The following is a 17,463-nucleotide window of genomic DNA, read 5'->3' on the forward strand; positions in this document are numbered from 1 at the left end:
CGCGATAGTGGCGTGCATGCATAAGTTACTGACCATTTTGAACGCCATAATGAAATCAGGAAAACCATGGGACGACGAATATTTAATCAAAAATCCTTGACTCCAAACACAGTTGCTTCTCCCGCTTGCGGGAGAAGGGAGTTACTAGCTAAATTTGTCAAGCAAATTAATCCGGACAGCAGTGCGCCTTCGCGGGAATGATGAGACATAAGACAAGAGCCTAACAAAACGGCATTAGCCATCGATTGCAGTCTTTTTTGCCCGTATTTCTTTCAATCATAAACACAGGCAGCATCTTAGTAATACCGCCCAGTGTGATCCTAATTAGCGATTAATGTTGAACTGCCTTGATACCTATTTGATTCAGCATTTTTCAAACTACAGGCGCTTTGCGGAAAAGGTTTTCTTGCTTGTTCCGGGTCGAATGCAACTAGCGCTGCCTTGGCCAACGAAACATCCTTGCTGAATTCCTTCAAATGGCGTTGTCTTTCTTCGGTATCCGGTTCTGTATCTGAAAAACTTTTCAGTGTGTAGTTCTTGGTTTTGTAGGCGCTAGATTCAATTCTCGGCAGTAGTAAGCGATCTGGATCTTGGTCTTCTTTCAGCAAATAGCCGTCAATGTCCCGTAAGCTCAGTGGAAAGCTCGCTTGCTGATCGCGCAATAAATTACCGGCTGTGACTAGACGGATTTCTTGTCGCCCTTGTGCGAGCAGATCATTGAAACTCAATAAGGCAAAAGGCTGACCCTTGGCATCGTCCAAGCGCGCATTCACGATGTAACGCCCAGCTTGTCTTACTTCAATAGGTAAATAGAATACTAGTGCGCCATTCTCGTTGGCTTCGCGAATTTTCCCCGCCCAATTTGCGGGTAATTCTGGTGAGTAGATGACGTCAAAAAACACGGCACCTGCTTGTCCGTTCACGTGATAATTCACTTCTATTCGTATGGTTCCATTAAAGCTCGCCAGTCCGGTATTTGCAGGAGCAAACGTGCCGCAGGCGATACCATCATTCGCATGGACATCACCATCTTGCCCATTGTCCGCTAGCGTTACCGGTACCTGCGCTGCCGCACGCGTATTGCCAAAGCTTAAGCCGCTAGCGACGCTACGTGTTACGGAAAGGGGGAGGGTTTGATTATTCGCATCTTTCGCCTGCAGAATGAAATGCACATTTTCATTCGCCGCCATATAGACACGCGATTGACTACTACTAATCTGGATATCGCTATTAGTGCGCCCATTCCCCAGACGCATTGCATGTGTTTCGGTCACTGGCTGGTTCGGGTAAATTTGATCTGGGTGTTCACTGATAGGGCGTGAACTTAGCGGGTACTTAGTCGCCTCGCGATAACTGCACAGCGTATGGTCGACTTCTTCTAATTGGTTGATCAGTTTTTTCTTCAATTCCGCGCGATCAGCGATTGCCAGACTGGGATTGACCAAGGCCGTCGTGCTGCTCACAGGTTGGCTAGTGGCGGAAGCTGGAGGTATAGAGACCAGATTCCCTTCTGGCTGCACGTTGTTTTTCCAAATAAATCCACCTAGCCCGAGTATGAAAATGACCGCAACGACGATGCTTAATTTCGGCAGGAAAGGCTTCTTGCCAGAAGCCTGGACTTCCGCTTGCACAGCGCGAAGTCCAGCTTGGAGCCTATGCTTCTTATTCGACATGCTGAAAGACGAATCTAGAGGGCACTACTGACCATTGCCGTTCGTACGACAGAAACGATCCCTAGCCAATTTCCACTGGCGTAGTGATTGTAAGCTTCATTGTCGTCGCGGAAGGAAACTGAATGGAAGGCCCACTTACTCGAGCCGCCTTCATTGTTGACCGTGCCCATAGTCAAATCATTGCAAAACCAATCGCTGGGATTGCATAAAGAGCTGCCCGACGAGCCCGAGACACCGCCACTGCTGTGATACGCAACGGCTTCATCATCCTGACCCGGCAAGATGCCTGAGTACAGCGTGCCTTTAGCACCAGCGTACATATAGAACCAGACGTTCGCGGTGTTATTGTGGTTGTACATCGCACGTGCGGTCGTGGTTTTTAAGTCTTTGACGAGTGGTTCTGTTAACGCCCATGAACCTGCATCCGATAATTCTGAGCCGCCTCCAGCACCTGAGGCTGCGCGTATCCATTTAATATTCCAGCCGACTTGTGCTGTGCCGTCACTGTTGCCACATTGTCCGGATGAATTGGCGACCGCATTCTTCTTCAAGCGTGATGAACTACCGTAGTTGGCTAAGGTGTAACCCATCATCAAATCACCAGCGCTGTGGGTGGCGATATAACACCAGTTATTGCCCGTGCAAAAGCAATCGAGTGCATCGCGAATTTTGCCATTTTGTGAAGAAATACTATTGTAGCCATCCCAATTGACCGCTTTTTTATTCACGCCAGCCGCAGTGGATGAGGGACCCCAATACGTAAAACTGGTGTAGTCACCGACGACGCCACCGCCAGTGCGGCCGTTCACCCATAAAGTGTAATTTTCTGCACTGGCAATATTTGACATGGCGGTCAGCGCCAATAACAGTAAAGCAAAAAGACTGGTTTTAAATTTCATCATTTGACTCCTAACTCCCATTGAGTGCGGCTTAGTATTTTCAGTACAGCTATTTGCTAATTGCCGCGTGAGTGAAAAAACGAGATCGCTGTGATGTCAGACTTGCGCTTCTTAAATTAATTTAAATCAATTTAAATCAGTCTGCATCACAACTTTACGATGACCATTTTCTTGTGCATTCGCTTATCTTGGTGAAACTGGTCTGCATGGATTATTGAAATCGCGTCTTGTATGGTCAATTTGCGATGCAACAAAAAAGCACGCTGAAAAAAAGTCAGTACGCGTGCATTTAGCTATGAACGCAGAGAGAATTTTGCCAATTAGAGAATTGGTTCTAATCATGTTTTGTAGCCCGAAAGTGTCGCAAAACAAAAACACATCAAGGGGTGTCGTTATTCGCGCAGCTTGTAAGTAGTAGCCTGCATTTAGACGCTACAATGTTCGTCCAATCTTCTTGCTACTTACTTTCTGTAGGTGTTTTTCACCAGTTCCCTCCGCTTGTAATGCAGAGCAAAATTTCAACTCTACTTCAGGATTTTTATGCAGATATCATTGAATTCCCGTTTCACCAGAACCGTACTGAGTAGTGCCGTTTTATCTTGCGCGGCTTGGAGTGCCAGCGCGCAGCAGCCAGTGCCAACATCAATGCAGTTAGCCACGCAGGCTCCACCACAAGTCGCAGCAGAAGCGCGTGAAATATTGAGTGAAATGATCGCCTCGAAGTCGATACATGCGAATGGTTCAACTGCACTAGCACAGAAAATTGCAGCTCGTTTATTGGCAGCTGGTTATAGTCAAACAGACGTGCAAGTTTTGGCGCCTGCAAAACATCCAAACAAAGCGAATGTCGTGGTTCGTTTGCGTGGCAGCGGGAAAGCAAAGCCTGTACTGTATATCGGTCATTTAGATGTGGTTGATGCGAAGCGTGAAGATTGGAATTTTGATCCGTTTAGTCTGACGGAAAAAGATGGTTGGTTATATGGCCGTGGCACCATTGATATGCTGGGACAGGGTAGCGCGATGCTGGCAAGTTTGCTGCGTCTGAAACGAGAAAATTATGTCCCCGAGCGTGACATCATCGTCGCTTTCACCGCCGATGAAGAAGCCGAAGGCGAAGCGAATGGAGTAGAGTGGTTATTGAAAGAGCATCGCTCGTTAATTGATGCTGGATTGGTGATTAATCCGGATGCGGGTGAAGCGGCTATCAAGAACGGTAAGAAAATTTATCTGACTACGCAAACCAGTGAAAAGATTTTTATCAGCTATGCTGTAGAAGCGACTGATAAAGGTGGTCACAGCTCGCGTCCTACGGATCAAAATCCCATTTATCGTTTATCCAAAGGCTTACAGCGCTTGTCGGATTTTAGTTTTCCTTTGCATTTGACCGATACAGTGAAATTGTATTTTGCCGGACGCTCACAGTTAGAGAGCGGACAGAAAAAAGCCGATATGCTGGCGATCAGTAAAGCTAATCCAAGTGCTGCTGTCGTGCGTCGTTTATCGCAGGAAGTCGAAACCAATATCATGTTACGCACTACTTGTACCGCCACGGAAATTAGTGGAGGTCACGCCGAGAACGCCTTGCCACAACGTGCCAAAGCGACCATACAATGTCGTGTGATTCCCGGTGAAACACAAGCGCAGACGGAAGCGATTTTACGTCGTGTAATGAAAGACGATAGCATCAAAATTTCTGTCATGACCCCGGCTAAACCAACGCCAGAGTCACCACCTTCACCAGCGATATTTAAAGCGGTAGAGCAAGTGACAAAATCCATGTGGCCAGAAGTGATTATCTTGCCGAATATGTCGGCTGGTGCCAGCGACAGTGTATTTACCCGCAATGCTGGTTTGGTGACTTATGGTGTGGATGCGATGTTTGATGATTTGGATGATTCCAGAGCACATGGTCGCGATGAAAGAATCAGCGTCAAGGGATTCAATGAAGAAATTGAATTCGTTTATCGTTTGATGAAGAGTATTGCTAAATTACCCTAAACGATAGCACTGGTAACGACGGTCATATGCATTGCTTAATGCCTCATGACCGTCCTAGTTTTCAATAGTCGCTTAGAAAACGATGGAAAAACGATTAGTAATAAGGTGCACTAATGCCTTCTTGTGCAAAGCTGTTTTGTATTGATGGGCGATTAAACATACGCTCCAAATAGCCCGCCAATTGTGGATAGGCGCGTGCCGGTTTTTGCATGCCACGCGTCCAGCGGCAAAGCATGAATAGGAAAAGATCTGCAATGGAAATATCCACGCCCAACAAAAAATCACCACCAGAATGACTGAGCTGCGTGTCGATATACGTCAACATCTGTGCCACGCGTTCTTCCGCATGCGTCTTGACCTGTGCAGCACTATCAGCATCATCACATAAACGCTCGGGATAAAAATAGCTAAGCAATTCTGCTTGCAAAGTGTTTGATAAATACATCATCCATTGATACAACTGCGCACGTTGCAAACTGGCGGGAGCCGGATTGAAGTGCGCGTTTGCCGCATTTGTCGCATGAGTTGCGTATTTCTCAGCCAGATACAGACAAATCGCCGCGCTTTCGGTGAGTGATAAATCGGCATTGTTTTGGTCGATTAAAAGAGGGATTTTTCCTTTGGGATTCAGCTTGAGATAAGCCTCAGTCTGATGTTGTTGTTTGCTGGTATCGACTAACACCAATTCATAAGCGAGACCAAGTTCTTCTAAAAGAAAATGTGGTGCCAGGCAGGCAGTGCCGGGTGAGTAATAGAGTTGAATCATATTGTGCGAATCTTTCTTAGGCATGTAAGGGTAGGTGTAGATGTGCTCTGTCTGAGAACACTGAAGTGTAAGATACAGTATATAAAAAATATTAAGTATGCCATAGTCGAATGAAGAAAGTTGAGTCATCTGTCTTGTGGAAATTCATTAATCTTTGATCTAGATGGCTTCAATACACGATTTTTGCGTTCTATCGCAAATGTCAGGTAACAAGTTTGCAGTGCTATTAGGATGACTATCGCAATTGACTCAAAATCAATTAGAAAGCTATCAAAATCAATCTGTTTTTTCAGCAGCTTAAGCTTGACTATTTTTTTGACCTTTAGCTTTTACCTTTTATCTTTGACCACTTTTTAAAGGAATCACAGCATGTCAACTATGACCATTAAAGCCCTTACTCCAATTGCCCTGGCGGTATTGATGTTGGCGCAGCCAGCGTTGGCGTGGACGCAATCAGGCACCCCTCCAGCAAGCAGCAAGCAGGTGAGCAACGCTCCAACTACCCAGCAACTAGATAAGTTGGTCAGCAACTACTATCAAAATGATCAACCAGGCGCGACTGTAATTGTGATCAAAGATGGCAAGACCTTGCTGCGCAAAGCTTATGGCATCGCCAATCTGGCGAAAGCGGAAAAGCTGCAAGCTGATCATGTGATGCGCTTAGGTTCGATCACAAAGCAATTTACTGCGGTGGCGATCTTGCAGTTGGTGGAAGCCGGAAAGTTAAGTTTGAACGACCCTGTGACACGCTATTTCCCAGATTTTCCAGAAAGTGCCAAGCAGATTACGGTTGAACATTTGTTGACACATACTTCGGGAATACCAAGTTACACCGGCAAGCCAGGTTTTGTGGCGGGTGCAGGCAAAGATATTTCAGTGCAAGAAATGCTCGATAGCTTTAAAAACGATGCACTCGAATTTGAACCGGGAACCGCCTGGAAATACAATAATTCAGGCTATTTTTTACTGGGTGCTTTGATAGAAAAAGTGAGCGGCGAAAGCTATGCCAATTATGTGGCGAAACATTTGTTTGAGCCTTTGGGCATGAAGCACACAGCTTACGAAAATTTTGAACGTCATCCACAGATGAAAGCTTTGGGTTATTCCAAGCGTACAGAAAACTTTGAGCCTTCTATTGTGATCAGTATGACGCAGCCTTATGCGGCAGGTTCATTGTGCTCAACGGTCGACGATTTGGCGAAATGGGATGCGGCAGTTAGTGCGGGTAAGTTGCTGAAGGCAGAACATTGGAAGCGCGCGTTTACGTCTTACAAATTGAAGAATGGGCAAGACACGAATTATGGTTATGGTTGGGGTGTTGGTCAGTTTGAAGGACAAGCTATGCTTTCACATGGTGGCGGCATTCCTGGTTTTTCCACTTTCGCTTTAAGTCTGCCGAAAGATCATGTGTATGTGGCGGTGTTGACCAATGCGGATGGTGGATTGGCTCAGCCGGAGATGGTGGCGAGCAGATTGGCTGCTAGTGCAATAGGTAAGCCTATCCCGGAATTTAAGGCTGTGAAGTTAGATGAAAAAGCCTTAGATCGTTTCACCGGTGTGTATCGTATCGATGACAAGAATCGCCGTCTTATTGTGCGTGAGGATGATAAGTTAGTCATGACGCGCACCGATGGACCGCGAACGGTGATGCAAGCGTATTCTTCCAATGGATTTTTTAAGGACAATAATTCTCTGCTGCGCGTTGAATTTGCACAAAATAGTCAAGGAGAAGTTACAGGGTTGACGGTGCACCAAAACGGAACTTCAATTGTCCATCCAAAGTTGAACGAAGCCTTACCACAAGCGCCTAAAGCATTTGAGATGTCTGCAGAACAGTTTGCCGTATTTGAAGGCGATTACCAGATTCAGCCTAACTTTATTTTGAATGTTCGTCGTGAGGGAACTCGTTACATCACGCAGGCAACCGGGCAAGGCACGGTGGGCATTGTCCCCGTCAGCGCTGATACCTTCAAAGCTCCTGATGTAGGCGCGCAGTTGAAATTTGAAAAAGATACTGAAGGCAAAGTCACACAATTGATACTGACTCAGGGCGGACGGGACATTCCGGCTAAGAAAGTGAAATAAAACATCCAATTTCTTATAGTCTTAAAATGCGCCGGTTTGACAATGCCGGCGTATTTTTTTGAAAGGTTCGCAATCGCAGTGCGGTTTAATTTATGCCTTACTCTCGGTGGCGCTTTTCTTCACTACTAGCAATTGATCGATACGGAATTGGTCAATATCGACGACCTCAAACTTGTAATCACCAACCATCACGAAATCCGTACGTTTAGGGATTTTTCTTAACATGGTCATCATGAATCCCGCAATCGTTTCGTAATTGCCGCTCTCCGGTAAATCCTCAATATCCAAGGCACGGCACACATCTTCTATGGTGGTTGCGCCGTCGATTAACCAAGAATTATCATCGCGTCTGACGATTTGATCTTCGAGGTAAGGATGCACCATGCCATCCATTAACGTGCTTAATACATCGTTCAAAGTGATGATGCCGACGACTAAAGCGTATTCATTTAAGATCACCGCAAAGTCTTCACGAGTTGCCTTAAATTGTTCCAGCATCTCGGATAAGGTTAGAGAATCTGGTACGACCAAGGCAGTGCGTAAAGATAATTCTTGTACTTTAGAAAATGCCTGATTGGTGAGTATGCGCTTGAGAATATCTTTGGATTCGACATAACCGACGACTTTATCAATCTGCCCATCACACACCAGAAATTTGGTATGCGGATGTTCGGCAATTTTTTGCCGTATGCTTTCCTCATTATCTTGTAGGCTCAAATAGACGATGCTATCGCGCTGCGACATCGCCGACGGCACCGTGCGACTTTCTAGTTCAAACACATTGCCTATCATGTCATGTTCGCGGGTTTGCAAAATGCCAGCTTCGGCACCGGCATTTACCACTGCATGAATTTCATCTGAAGTGATTTGATCATCACGTTCGGTTGGTAATTTGAAAGTCGTAAAAATCAAATCAGATAAGCCATTGAATATCCACACCAAAGGCTTGAATAATTTTACGCACAACATCATCGGTGCGACTACAAACATTGCTACGCTTTCGGGTGCGACCATCGCCAGTTTTTTTGGCATCAAGTCGGCAAACAGAATGAAAACTGAGGTCACAAAAATAAATGAACTCATAAAACTTAGGGTGTCTAGCCAGCCAGCGTTACCGAATAGCGAATGAAATAATTGAGCGAAATAAGGCGTTAAGGATTGTTCACCCAAAATACCACCGAGAATGGCGATTGCATTTAAGGCGATTTGTACGACGGTGAAGAAGTGCCCAGGCTCCTGTTGTAGCGCAAGTACTTTACTTGCGCGCCCGTTCCCATCGGCTTCGAGAATTTGTAATTTAACCTTGCGTGCTGCAGCCAAGGCGATTTCCGACATTGAAAAAAAACCGCTGATCGCGACTAAAATCAGGATGACGATAAGATGATCGAACAGTGCCATGATGCCTCCAACTGGTTTTGCTGATATTGCTCCTATAGAACATCATAGCTGAGCTTAGGGCAAAACTGGAAATAGTTCCGTGATGAACGTGGTATCGCCTGAACGACGGACGTGCGACTGCCTAGGCAAAGACTAAAGCATAAATAAAGAGTGATTAAGAGGTGATAAAAAGGGGGGGGGCGTGGCTACGGAATGACTGCTGGGTGCGTTTTGAGCGCGTGCTCTGCCCAGATTTTGGCGCTGGCAAAATCAGGAAAGAAATGATGCAGACCTATACGGCGGTATGTCGATAGCACGAGATCCCGACCCTCTACATTGTCCGCTGCAACGATTAAATTGCCCAGACAGGGTAGTTGTGTGTGACTGTATTCTATGGCCTTGGCTATTCTGTCGATCGCATCGCCCGGGCATAAAATGGATTCGTAGACCGTCGTGATCGCAATATACGGACGCGCTGTAGTAAATTCTTGCGCCAATTCTAATGCCTGCGCCGCCCAATATTCTATGAGTTCGCGGTTCCATGGACCTGTGACTTCGGTCAGTAAAAACTGACCTTCTATCCAAATTTTGAACCGGCCATGCGGGCGGAAAATAGCGTTCATACCGATTCCAGTCGTGCAAACACGACGATAGATGTAAATATGTAAAAAATATATCGCTATTATAAACGCAAGATTAGAGAAGAGCTGTAGATGGAAGGCAATATATCGTTAAATATTTGCTCTAGCGGGGTGCTCACGATGCTCAGCTAAGACTGGTACTACGTACCGTCAATTCCGCGAAGAGTCAGTCGCAAATTGTGAGCTTGAATATTCCCTCTCCCGCACGCGGGAGAGGGCTAGGGTGAGGGTAGTTCAGCGATAGCGAAGTGCTTGAATGATACAAAATAGGGAGAAATTTTAATTATTTTTGCGTTGATGAATGTCATTCGAATCTGAACGTCCGTCAAAGCATGCTTTGATTCTGCGACCTTTGTATGCTGTTTCCGCTCGTGGTAGAAGGAAGTATTCAGCCAAAACTCCCAAGGAAACTATTCCAGACAGTAATGAAATTTCTCATCCTATGCGTGAAGCTCTCCTGTTGTAATAGCACGCTTATTATTTACTTATTTTTTTGAGACGGGTGCAATTTTCGCCCCCGACAAAATGGCTACCGCTGATAAAGTCGTCTGCGCTGCGTTCAAACCCAGCATGAAGTCTTTATCCGAATACGTGCTAAACACATCGCTGGGCTGGTGCCAGTTCGGATTCCAACCTGCACCAATTTGCATGCCACGCTCATTTTCACGCAAAGAAATTGCAGGTACCACATCCATGAACGGCACTGAGTCAGTATTCGTCATATGGAAACCCACTGCAGCAGGATAAGTCGTCGCATATTTATCATTCGCCGCACGGAAAAACCACGCCAATTTGGCCGCCCCTTCGGCTTGTTTAGATGTCGATTGAAATTCGATATTCACATCGGCTTCTGCACGTTGCTCTTTGGGCGAGACATAGACTGGTTTACCTTCGGCATCGAGAACTTGTTTGCCGTGCGCATCCAATTGCGGCACCGGCATGCCATGATCCCACAGCATCATATCGTGCTGTATCATGCCCAGCCATTTGGGTTCTGGGTATTTGCCAGAACCTTTTGGTGATTCTATGCCTTGCAAATCTTTGCGTTGTGCGACGTAGGCATAAGCACCGTTCAAACCAGTCTCTTCGTTATTCCATAAAACAAAGCGTATTGATTTATCGGTGTCGATTTCTGGTGAACTAAAGATACGTGCCAATTCCATCACTAAGGCAGTGCCCGAACCATTGTCATTCGCTGCTTCGCCAAAGCCTATGCCATCAAAATGCGCACCGACGATGTACATCTCATCTGGATTTTTCTTCCCGATTTTGGTGCAATACACGTTCTCACGTTGTGAAGTACCCACGGGTGTTTGTTCTGCATTTAATGTACGCAACTTTTCATTGGTTTGAAGTAGCGGGTCGGTATTTACTCCCGTCTTTGCGCGCTTACCAAATAAGGTGCTACCGCCCTGACCAGCGCCGCCGCCTAAGCCACCGCTAGGGATGACGTTTCTGCGCGGTGCAGGTGTCGCAGTGGTTGTGGCCGATGGTACTGACTGTGCCGATGGCGCTGACTGCGCTGAAGTTGCTGATGGTGCTTGCGTATAATCAAATTGCAAGCGCTCAGTATTTGTGCAACCGTAAGATTTCAGTTGGGCTTCTATCCAATCTAAGGCTCGGCGATTACGTTCAGTTCCCTGACGTCGATCACCAAACTCGGTTAAGGATTTAATCGTCGCCTTATATTTTTCCAGATCTAATTGACGCACCATGCTCACAACCAAATCATCTGGTTTGAGTGCACTGCTTTGCAAAATATCCAATGACTGTGCTTGGCTGTTAGTCGTCATACTCGAAGCAAATAAGCCTGCACACATGCTGGTGGCGAGGATAGATTGTTTGAATTGCCGAGGAAAAATCATGAGTGTCTCCGATATTATTTTTGGGAAAACAGGAGCTGGCAGTGTAGCGGTGAATGCAAAAAATGATCAATGGAATTAACTGTAGATAAAGTCTTACGTTCGCGCACGCTGGATTTTGCTTGAATCTGGTCGTAAAAAAAGACGTAATACCTGTGGCATTACGTCTTGTATTCAGTTTTATCAATTCAAGCGATAGTTGTTTAGTGTGATGGCCACAGTTGCCAGAACACGACGGCACTCACTGCACCGTAGATCAAAGAATCGAGAATATTTTTCAATGTGGCGGACCAAGGTCTACCCATCCAGATGGATTCTTGCACACTACCGCAAGCATAAGCAATCATCGTAAACAGTCCAATAAAATGTCCTGCGTAATGTGGATTGGCTTGAATTCCCATCGTTTGCAAAGCCAATAATCCACCTAAGCTAGCGATGACGATATTTAAGATAAACCACTGCAGTAAATATTTACCCATGGCAGGTGCACCTGGGGCACGAATCGTAATTAGTGCGACCGGACCTTGAATAAACTTCTGTTGCATGGCATCGGTTTGTATTTCCTTCATATCCGTGCAATGTGGTGTCGAATACAAACCGGGATTGAGTTTGACGCTCCCTAAGGCATTACGTACTTCATCTTCATTCGGCAAAGCACGATATTCCGAGTTATGCCATTTAAAAACCATATGTATCAGACTGCTGGCAAAAAATACGCCGATCGCAGCGACTAAAATAGGCAGCCATAATTGTAGTAGTGTCATGTTGTCTCCTCTTGATTTTAGAATAGGTTGACGCCTGTTTTGAAGAAGTTGAAGGCGTGTCAACAATATACGCTAAGCCGATGAAGATTTCAGCTTCAAAATATAAGGGCGTAAGCTAGGCGCAACAGTTCCAAATCAAGGGAACCTACTAGCTGGGCTATGCAAGCTAGTAGTTTCCCCCTGAACTATTTTGAGATTATTTCTTCTGCATGCGTAATCTGACGCTTTCTTTGAGTTCATTTAAATTGGTATGGCGACCGTGTACGCCAAGGATGCGATTGACGGTTAAGCGACGTTCTTGAATGAAGTTAAGCAGTTCTTCGTTGACCTTAAATCCCGCTGTAACAGGACCAATTTCAGCGAGCGTAATAAAATCACCTTGCAATAATGTTTGTGATTTTTGGTCATAGGCCACTAGCATCTCTGAAGCATGCGAACTATTGATGGGGAAAATGCGAATCGGCCGGTTTCCTAAATCAATCAATTGCTCGCTGTCAATTTCTCTGGTTTGTTCGTTAACTCCGTTAGTAAATTGGCGCGCGACTGAAATCTTACCGTTTTTGCCGGTTAAGAAATCTACGCCTGCTTGCAGATAGCTTGCGGCGCCGCCTATATGGTCGCGATGTGTATGCGAAAAAATGACATGGCTGATTTTTTTGCCCGGTACGGTTTTTTCTATCAGTGTACGAATTTGTGCCGTCTCGACTGGGCTGACTGGCGCATCAAATATGGCAATACTCTGATCGCCGACGACGAAATGGCTGTGATAATTCGACGCAGTACCGTTGATGCGATAGACGCCATCGCTCAACTCCTCAACACGCAAACTTCCTTTATCCTGTTTTTCCACATAAGCGCTGGCTACACTAAGTTCCAGGTTTTGTAATGGAGTGGCTTTTGTTTCTATGTGCCACTTTGCATTGAGTGCACCGTTATTCTTAACGGTCACGTCGTAACTACTATCTGTGCCTATCGCATATTCATAGCTGATATTGCCGACGCGTGCGGAGACGATGGCTTGATCCGATTTGCGTACCACCAGCGTGGCAGGCCTGGAGGCAAAGTCGATAAAACTTTCAAACTGGTAGTCTTGTTGATACTCAGCAGGTGTCGTCATAGCTTGACGATTTGTAGCAAGCGTTTTTAACAAACTTGGCGTCAAAAAACTGAGGTCGGCATAAGTTTGACGTGCTGCCTTGCTGTCAGCACGATCAAGTTCATAACCATTGCGCCAGAGCAGCATGTCCGCGGTGACCATGCCTTTGGCATTTCCCTTAATTAAAAAGCCAAATTCAATTTCTCCCGGATACAAAGTATTCGTTTGGATCTGAAATTGCGCTTGGTTATCTAGGTAAACGGTTTGCTTCGCATTGACCTCCGCTATGACCTGATCAGGTGTGCCAGCTTGATTCGGGGTAAACCGAGATCCATGCATGTTGAGTTGAAAAGTAAATGCCGCATTGTTTTGAGCATGGGCATTGGACAAGGCAGTTATGCTAGAGAGAAGAATCGTTGCCGTTAGAAAAGTTTTAGAAAATGTTTGCATAAAGTCGTTTTCATTACAAATACGTGAACACTTTCAGACAATCCTATCGGCAATTAGTTGCATTTCCCGACTATAAAAATTGAGTGCAACTATTTGCTTAATTGCGTTTGCATTCTTAGATTCTCTTGTTGCAGTTTCGCTTTCGCTGCATCAATTTGCGTTTGCAATTTTGAAGTGATGCCATTTACAGGGATATCTTGCATTTTGTCGAAAGCCTTTTGGTACCAATCCGCCCAAACTTCAATAATATGCTGTTCATCTTTTGCCTTAGCACCAGCAGCAATTGCTTTCTTACTTAGAGAGAATTCTGTTTCCAGACGCGATGTCGCGTTGTCCAGAAGTTCTTGCACCAGATAAATGCTGCTTTGCTCATCCGCACTACTCAATGTGAAGGCCGCAGCTAATGCGCTAATTCCCACATTTTGCATCGACGTTTTGGATACCATATCGAGTCTATCCGCATCGGTGTGGTAAAACACATCGGTGAAATGCCACATCAACAGTCCGGGGATTTTGGCGTTTAAAAATGGCGTGTGATCGCTACCACCTTCATAGGGATTGGCATTGATTACCCAGCCATTGTCTTTGCCTTGTTGACGGCAGCGGTTAATTAAAAAGTCGGTGAAATAATTGGGAACCATATCGGATTCTTTGAGGACAGAGCCTCCCCATTCAGTATGTTTGTCGTTGCCGCGTGTCCAGATTGCTGATGGATCAGGCATTTTCTCAATTAAGAAACTACCGCCCGTTTTTGCGGTGTCTTCGCCCACCATATCTAAACTCAGGCCCCATTTGATACCTTCAGCACGTTTAGGATTTTCACGAATATAACGATCGGTCGAACGTATTTCATCGCCCCACAAAAAAGTAATCGTGCGTTGTGGTGCGAACTTTTTATCTTGTACCAGACGCGCCGTCACACGCGCCATCTCGGCTAACGTTCCAACGCCGCTGGCATTATCGTTGGCGCCGGGTTCTTGCACATGCGCGCTGAATACGAAGCGTTCATCTGGCTTTGAAGTCCCGCGTGCATTCGCAATCAGGGTTAATTCTTCTGCTGGATAAATCGAGGTTTTAATATTTACCGTCGCCAAAGTCTGACCTTGTGCCAGACGTGCTTTCAACTTTTCTTTAGCGCGATACGATAAAACCAGACCCCATTTTTGCGTTTCCGGTTGATCAGGATTTAAAAAAGGGATGCCTTGAAACTGAATCGAATTGATATGCTTCTCTGGCTGGGTATAAGCTGGCATCGCATAAGACAAGACACCAATTGCCCCCGCCTTCATGGCGTTCATATACAAACTAGCGATGCCGCCTTCCGCGAAGACGATTTTCCCTTTGACGTCTTTATCCGTAAAATCTTGCGCACGGCCACGCCCAACATTAACGACTTCCGCGGTGACACCTCCGGCTACAGTGCTCGCGGAATTGATCGCCAACATATTCCGATTACTGCTAAATCGCAGCAAAGGCTCGGTATCACCTGCTAGGCTCAAGCTGCCATCAATTGGTTCCCAAGTCGGTTGCTTCATTTTTCTTGACTCGATTCGGTAGCTCAAAGGTGCTTCAGCTTCGCCGGATACCTCTTTTTTATAGCCCGCTTGCTGCAAGATTTTTTCTACGTGCCAGATACTTTCATTGAAACCCGTATTGCCAGCGATACGCCAGCGTTGCTCGACAAAGGCGACAGTTTGGTAAGGATTGTCCTGAATGAAATTGGTACGCAATAATTGGTAATACTGATTGATCGTGGCATTTTCTTGCGTTGATTGTGCGACTGCCGGGACTGTCAATAACAGGGAAGCGCAAGCCATCATCGTGATACGCGCAGTATTTTTTAGATTCATGATTATAGGGATTTATTTAACAGAGGTAAGGTCAAGGTGCGAATGTGGCTTGCAATGATAGATACACAGTGCGTAACAGGCAAAGCCGCATTACACCAATTAAAAGGCTATTTGATATGCCGGATCGCTGTCGCGACTTTGTAGCGACCATAGCTAAGCATGGCATTTAAAAACGGTTCCAGATCACCAGTATTTTGCGAAATAAAAATCAATTGATAACAGCCTTCTCCGGTCACTTTATAAGCCGCCTCGATATGAGTATCGTTTTTCAAAAAAAGTTCAAATCCAGCAAAATCAGAAGTCTCCATGAATACGGTAATAAAATGGCGTTCCGCATTATCTTGCCGTAGCGTATAGCCAGTGATCAGACCCTGATCTTCCATTTGCAATACACGCGCCGCCACCGCTTGCCCAGTTAAATGTACTTCCTTCCCAATCTGCTGCCAAGTCTTGCGACTATTTTGCTTGAGCTGATGCAAAATGGCGCGATTCATTTTGTCCATTATTTTTATACTTTCAAGATGTAAGCAAAAGCCTTTAAATTCACACAGTTTACAATTCTCAACGGAGCATCGAATGTCTATCATGTTCACTTTCCAAGCACAAATGAAAGAACATCATGCGCAAAGCACTCATTGTCATCGACGTACAAAACGATTATTTCCCAAGCGGAAATTTCCCTCTATGGAATGCAGATAAAACCTTAACACACATCGAATTAGCGATTGCCAATGCGATCAAAAACAAAGTTGAGATTATCCATGTCCAGCATATCGCTAATCCGGATAATGGTGTGTCGCCATTCTTCAATGAAGACAGTGAAGGTGTTCAAATTCACCCACGTATTTTAGCTGCCGCCCCCGATGCTCCTATCGTCATTAAGCGCCACGCAGATGGTTTTCATCATACGAATCTGGATAATATTTTGCAGGCACAAGATATACAAGAATTATTCATCTGCGGCATGATGACGCAAAATTGCGTGACGCATACGGCTATTTCCAAAGCTGCAGAAAAATACCAGGTCAGCATACTTGCAGACTGCTGCACCACGGTCGATGAAATGATACATGGCATTGCCTTAAGCGCGGTTTCTACCAGAGTAGTGCTCAGGCAATCGACGGAGGTGTTTTCGTAAGAATGAGCCGAAATAGTGTAGGTATCCTACCTTGTCTGATCAAACAATGATCATCATTCCCTAGATGCTTACAATTCATAAAGCATATCGCATCAATATGTTGCGTGGGCATGCTCTCATCGTGCCTACCTTTTATTATTGTCATATTAATTTCCCCTAGCGAATCGGCGATCGGACGCTTCGTTTCAGATACTGTTATAAACCGCCAAGTAGTGAGTTAGTTTTTCAAATGCGGCCTTATTTTCTAGCATCTCTTCGCTAATGACCGTAGTGCCGTTTATATGCTCTATCAGCAGCGATCTTTGTTTTTCCAGCGTTCTCATTTTTAGACTAAGAATGTGTTTATATTTGATTGAAATCATTTCGCTGCTGAAGGCACTTTTGGGCAAATTAACTTGTGAGTCAAAAACATAGATCTCTTTTTTTGTTGTGATGTTGGTGTAGAAAAAAATGATCGATATGAAGAAAATCAGGGTGAAACAAAGAGCAAAAAATGAATAAAGAACTGTCGCGCCGCGACGTGAAAAATGGAAGATGTTATTAATGACCAAACCACGATCATTATGTATTGCGTCATTGATCGAGAGATAGCTGAGGAGGGCAAAGACAAGAATTGCAAATAAAAGCCGCAAAAATTTAGGCTTATATTTGAATCTTATGGGAGTTTTCTTCTGCTGCGGATTTGTCGTAGCTTGCATCGGTTTATAAACATTAAAATAAACCCTTATGATCAGTTAATGTGTAATAAATTGCAATATTAAAAATTGATATTTAGAGAATATTGTTAAATATCCCGGTCTCGCGACATTGCTTACCTGATGTTAGGCAAGTAATTTCAGATAAGTCTTCATACTAATTATTCAA

General features: G+C 45.1%; 14 protein-coding genes. 3 read left to right on the top strand and 11 right to left on the bottom strand.

From position 1 onward, the window contains the following. Positions 1 to 320: 320 nt before the first annotated feature. Positions 321 to 1,673 (bottom strand): hypothetical protein, encoded by a 1,353-nt coding sequence (locus tag H8K55_RS17910; protein ID WP_186943439.1) that lies wholly within the window; start codon positions 1,671 to 1,673, stop codon positions 321 to 323. 14 nt (positions 1,674 to 1,687) lie between these two features. Then, positions 1,688 to 2,572: a hypothetical protein gene (locus H8K55_RS17915; protein ID WP_230408697.1), complete on the bottom strand. Its 885-nt coding sequence runs from the start codon at positions 2,570 to 2,572 to the stop codon at positions 1,688 to 1,690. 540 nt (positions 2,573 to 3,112) lie between these two features. On the opposite strand from H8K55_RS17915, the gene H8K55_RS17920 reads away from it, so the two are divergent. Then, positions 3,113 to 4,570, top strand: coding sequence for a M20/M25/M40 family metallo-hydrolase (locus H8K55_RS17920; RefSeq protein WP_186943441.1), 1,458 nt, complete (start codon positions 3,113 to 3,115; stop codon positions 4,568 to 4,570). Positions 4,571 to 4,664: 94 nt separating this feature from the next. Here the strand turns inward: H8K55_RS17920 and H8K55_RS17925 are convergent, their stop codons facing one another. After that, the gene (locus H8K55_RS17925; protein ID WP_230408698.1) at positions 4,665 to 5,360 is read right to left on the bottom strand and encodes a glutathione S-transferase family protein; all 696 of its coding nucleotides are present in this window, start codon (positions 5,358 to 5,360) and stop codon (positions 4,665 to 4,667) included. Positions 5,361 to 5,705: 345 nt separating this feature from the next. On the opposite strand from H8K55_RS17925, the gene H8K55_RS17930 reads away from it, so the two are divergent. Beyond that, a complete protein-coding gene (locus H8K55_RS17930) occupies positions 5,706 to 7,421 on the top strand; it encodes a serine hydrolase (protein WP_230408699.1) in 1,716 nt (571 codons plus the stop codon). Positions 7,422 to 7,511: 90 nt separating this feature from the next. Here the strand turns inward: H8K55_RS17930 and paeA are convergent, their stop codons facing one another. The 7 genes from paeA to H8K55_RS17965 all read right to left on the bottom strand — a co-directional run bounded on the left by paeA (position 7,512) and on the right by H8K55_RS17965 (position 15,955). Beyond that, positions 7,512 to 8,819 (bottom strand): polyamine export protein PaeA, encoded by a 1,308-nt coding sequence (gene paeA, locus H8K55_RS17935; RefSeq protein ID WP_222612525.1) that lies wholly within the window; start codon positions 8,817 to 8,819, stop codon positions 7,512 to 7,514. 185 nt (positions 8,820 to 9,004) lie between these two features. Then, positions 9,005 to 9,421 (bottom strand): hypothetical protein, encoded by a 417-nt coding sequence (locus tag H8K55_RS17940; RefSeq protein WP_186943443.1) that lies wholly within the window; start codon positions 9,419 to 9,421, stop codon positions 9,005 to 9,007. A 503-nt stretch (positions 9,422 to 9,924) separates the two neighbouring features. Further along, positions 9,925 to 11,304, bottom strand: coding sequence for a M28 family peptidase (locus H8K55_RS17945; RefSeq protein WP_230408700.1), 1,380 nt, complete (start codon positions 11,302 to 11,304; stop codon positions 9,925 to 9,927). Between the two features lie 200 nt (positions 11,305 to 11,504). Further along, positions 11,505 to 12,065: a hypothetical protein gene (locus H8K55_RS17950; protein WP_186943444.1), complete on the bottom strand. Its 561-nt coding sequence runs from the start codon at positions 12,063 to 12,065 to the stop codon at positions 11,505 to 11,507. 196 nt (positions 12,066 to 12,261) lie between these two features. Next, on the bottom strand, positions 12,262 to 13,611 hold the full coding sequence (locus H8K55_RS17955) for an MBL fold metallo-hydrolase (RefSeq protein WP_186943445.1): 1,350 nt from the start codon (positions 13,609 to 13,611) through the stop codon (positions 12,262 to 12,264). Between the two features lie 89 nt (positions 13,612 to 13,700). Further along, positions 13,701 to 15,461, bottom strand: a complete 1,761-nt coding sequence (locus tag H8K55_RS17960; protein ID WP_186943446.1) for a M28 family peptidase — start codon at positions 15,459 to 15,461, stop codon at positions 13,701 to 13,703. A gap of 107 nt (positions 15,462 to 15,568) precedes the next feature. Further along, positions 15,569 to 15,955, bottom strand: coding sequence for an Lrp/AsnC family transcriptional regulator (locus H8K55_RS17965; RefSeq protein WP_186943447.1), 387 nt, complete (start codon positions 15,953 to 15,955; stop codon positions 15,569 to 15,571). A 125-nt stretch (positions 15,956 to 16,080) separates the two neighbouring features. On the opposite strand from H8K55_RS17965, the gene H8K55_RS17970 reads away from it, so the two are divergent. Continuing rightward, positions 16,081 to 16,599: a cysteine hydrolase family protein gene (locus H8K55_RS17970; RefSeq protein ID WP_222612526.1), complete on the top strand. Its 519-nt coding sequence runs from the start codon at positions 16,081 to 16,083 to the stop codon at positions 16,597 to 16,599. 185 nt (positions 16,600 to 16,784) lie between these two features. Here H8K55_RS17970 and H8K55_RS17975 read toward each other — a convergent pair whose 3' ends face one another. After that, positions 16,785 to 17,297, bottom strand: coding sequence for a hypothetical protein (locus H8K55_RS17975; protein ID WP_186943448.1), 513 nt, complete (start codon positions 17,295 to 17,297; stop codon positions 16,785 to 16,787). Positions 17,298 to 17,463: the final 166 nt, after the last annotated feature.

The sequence above is a fragment of the Affinundibacterium flavidum genome, from assembly GCF_014284175.1.
Classification (GTDB): Bacteria; Pseudomonadota; Gammaproteobacteria; order Burkholderiales; family Burkholderiaceae_D; genus Undibacterium; species Undibacterium flavidum.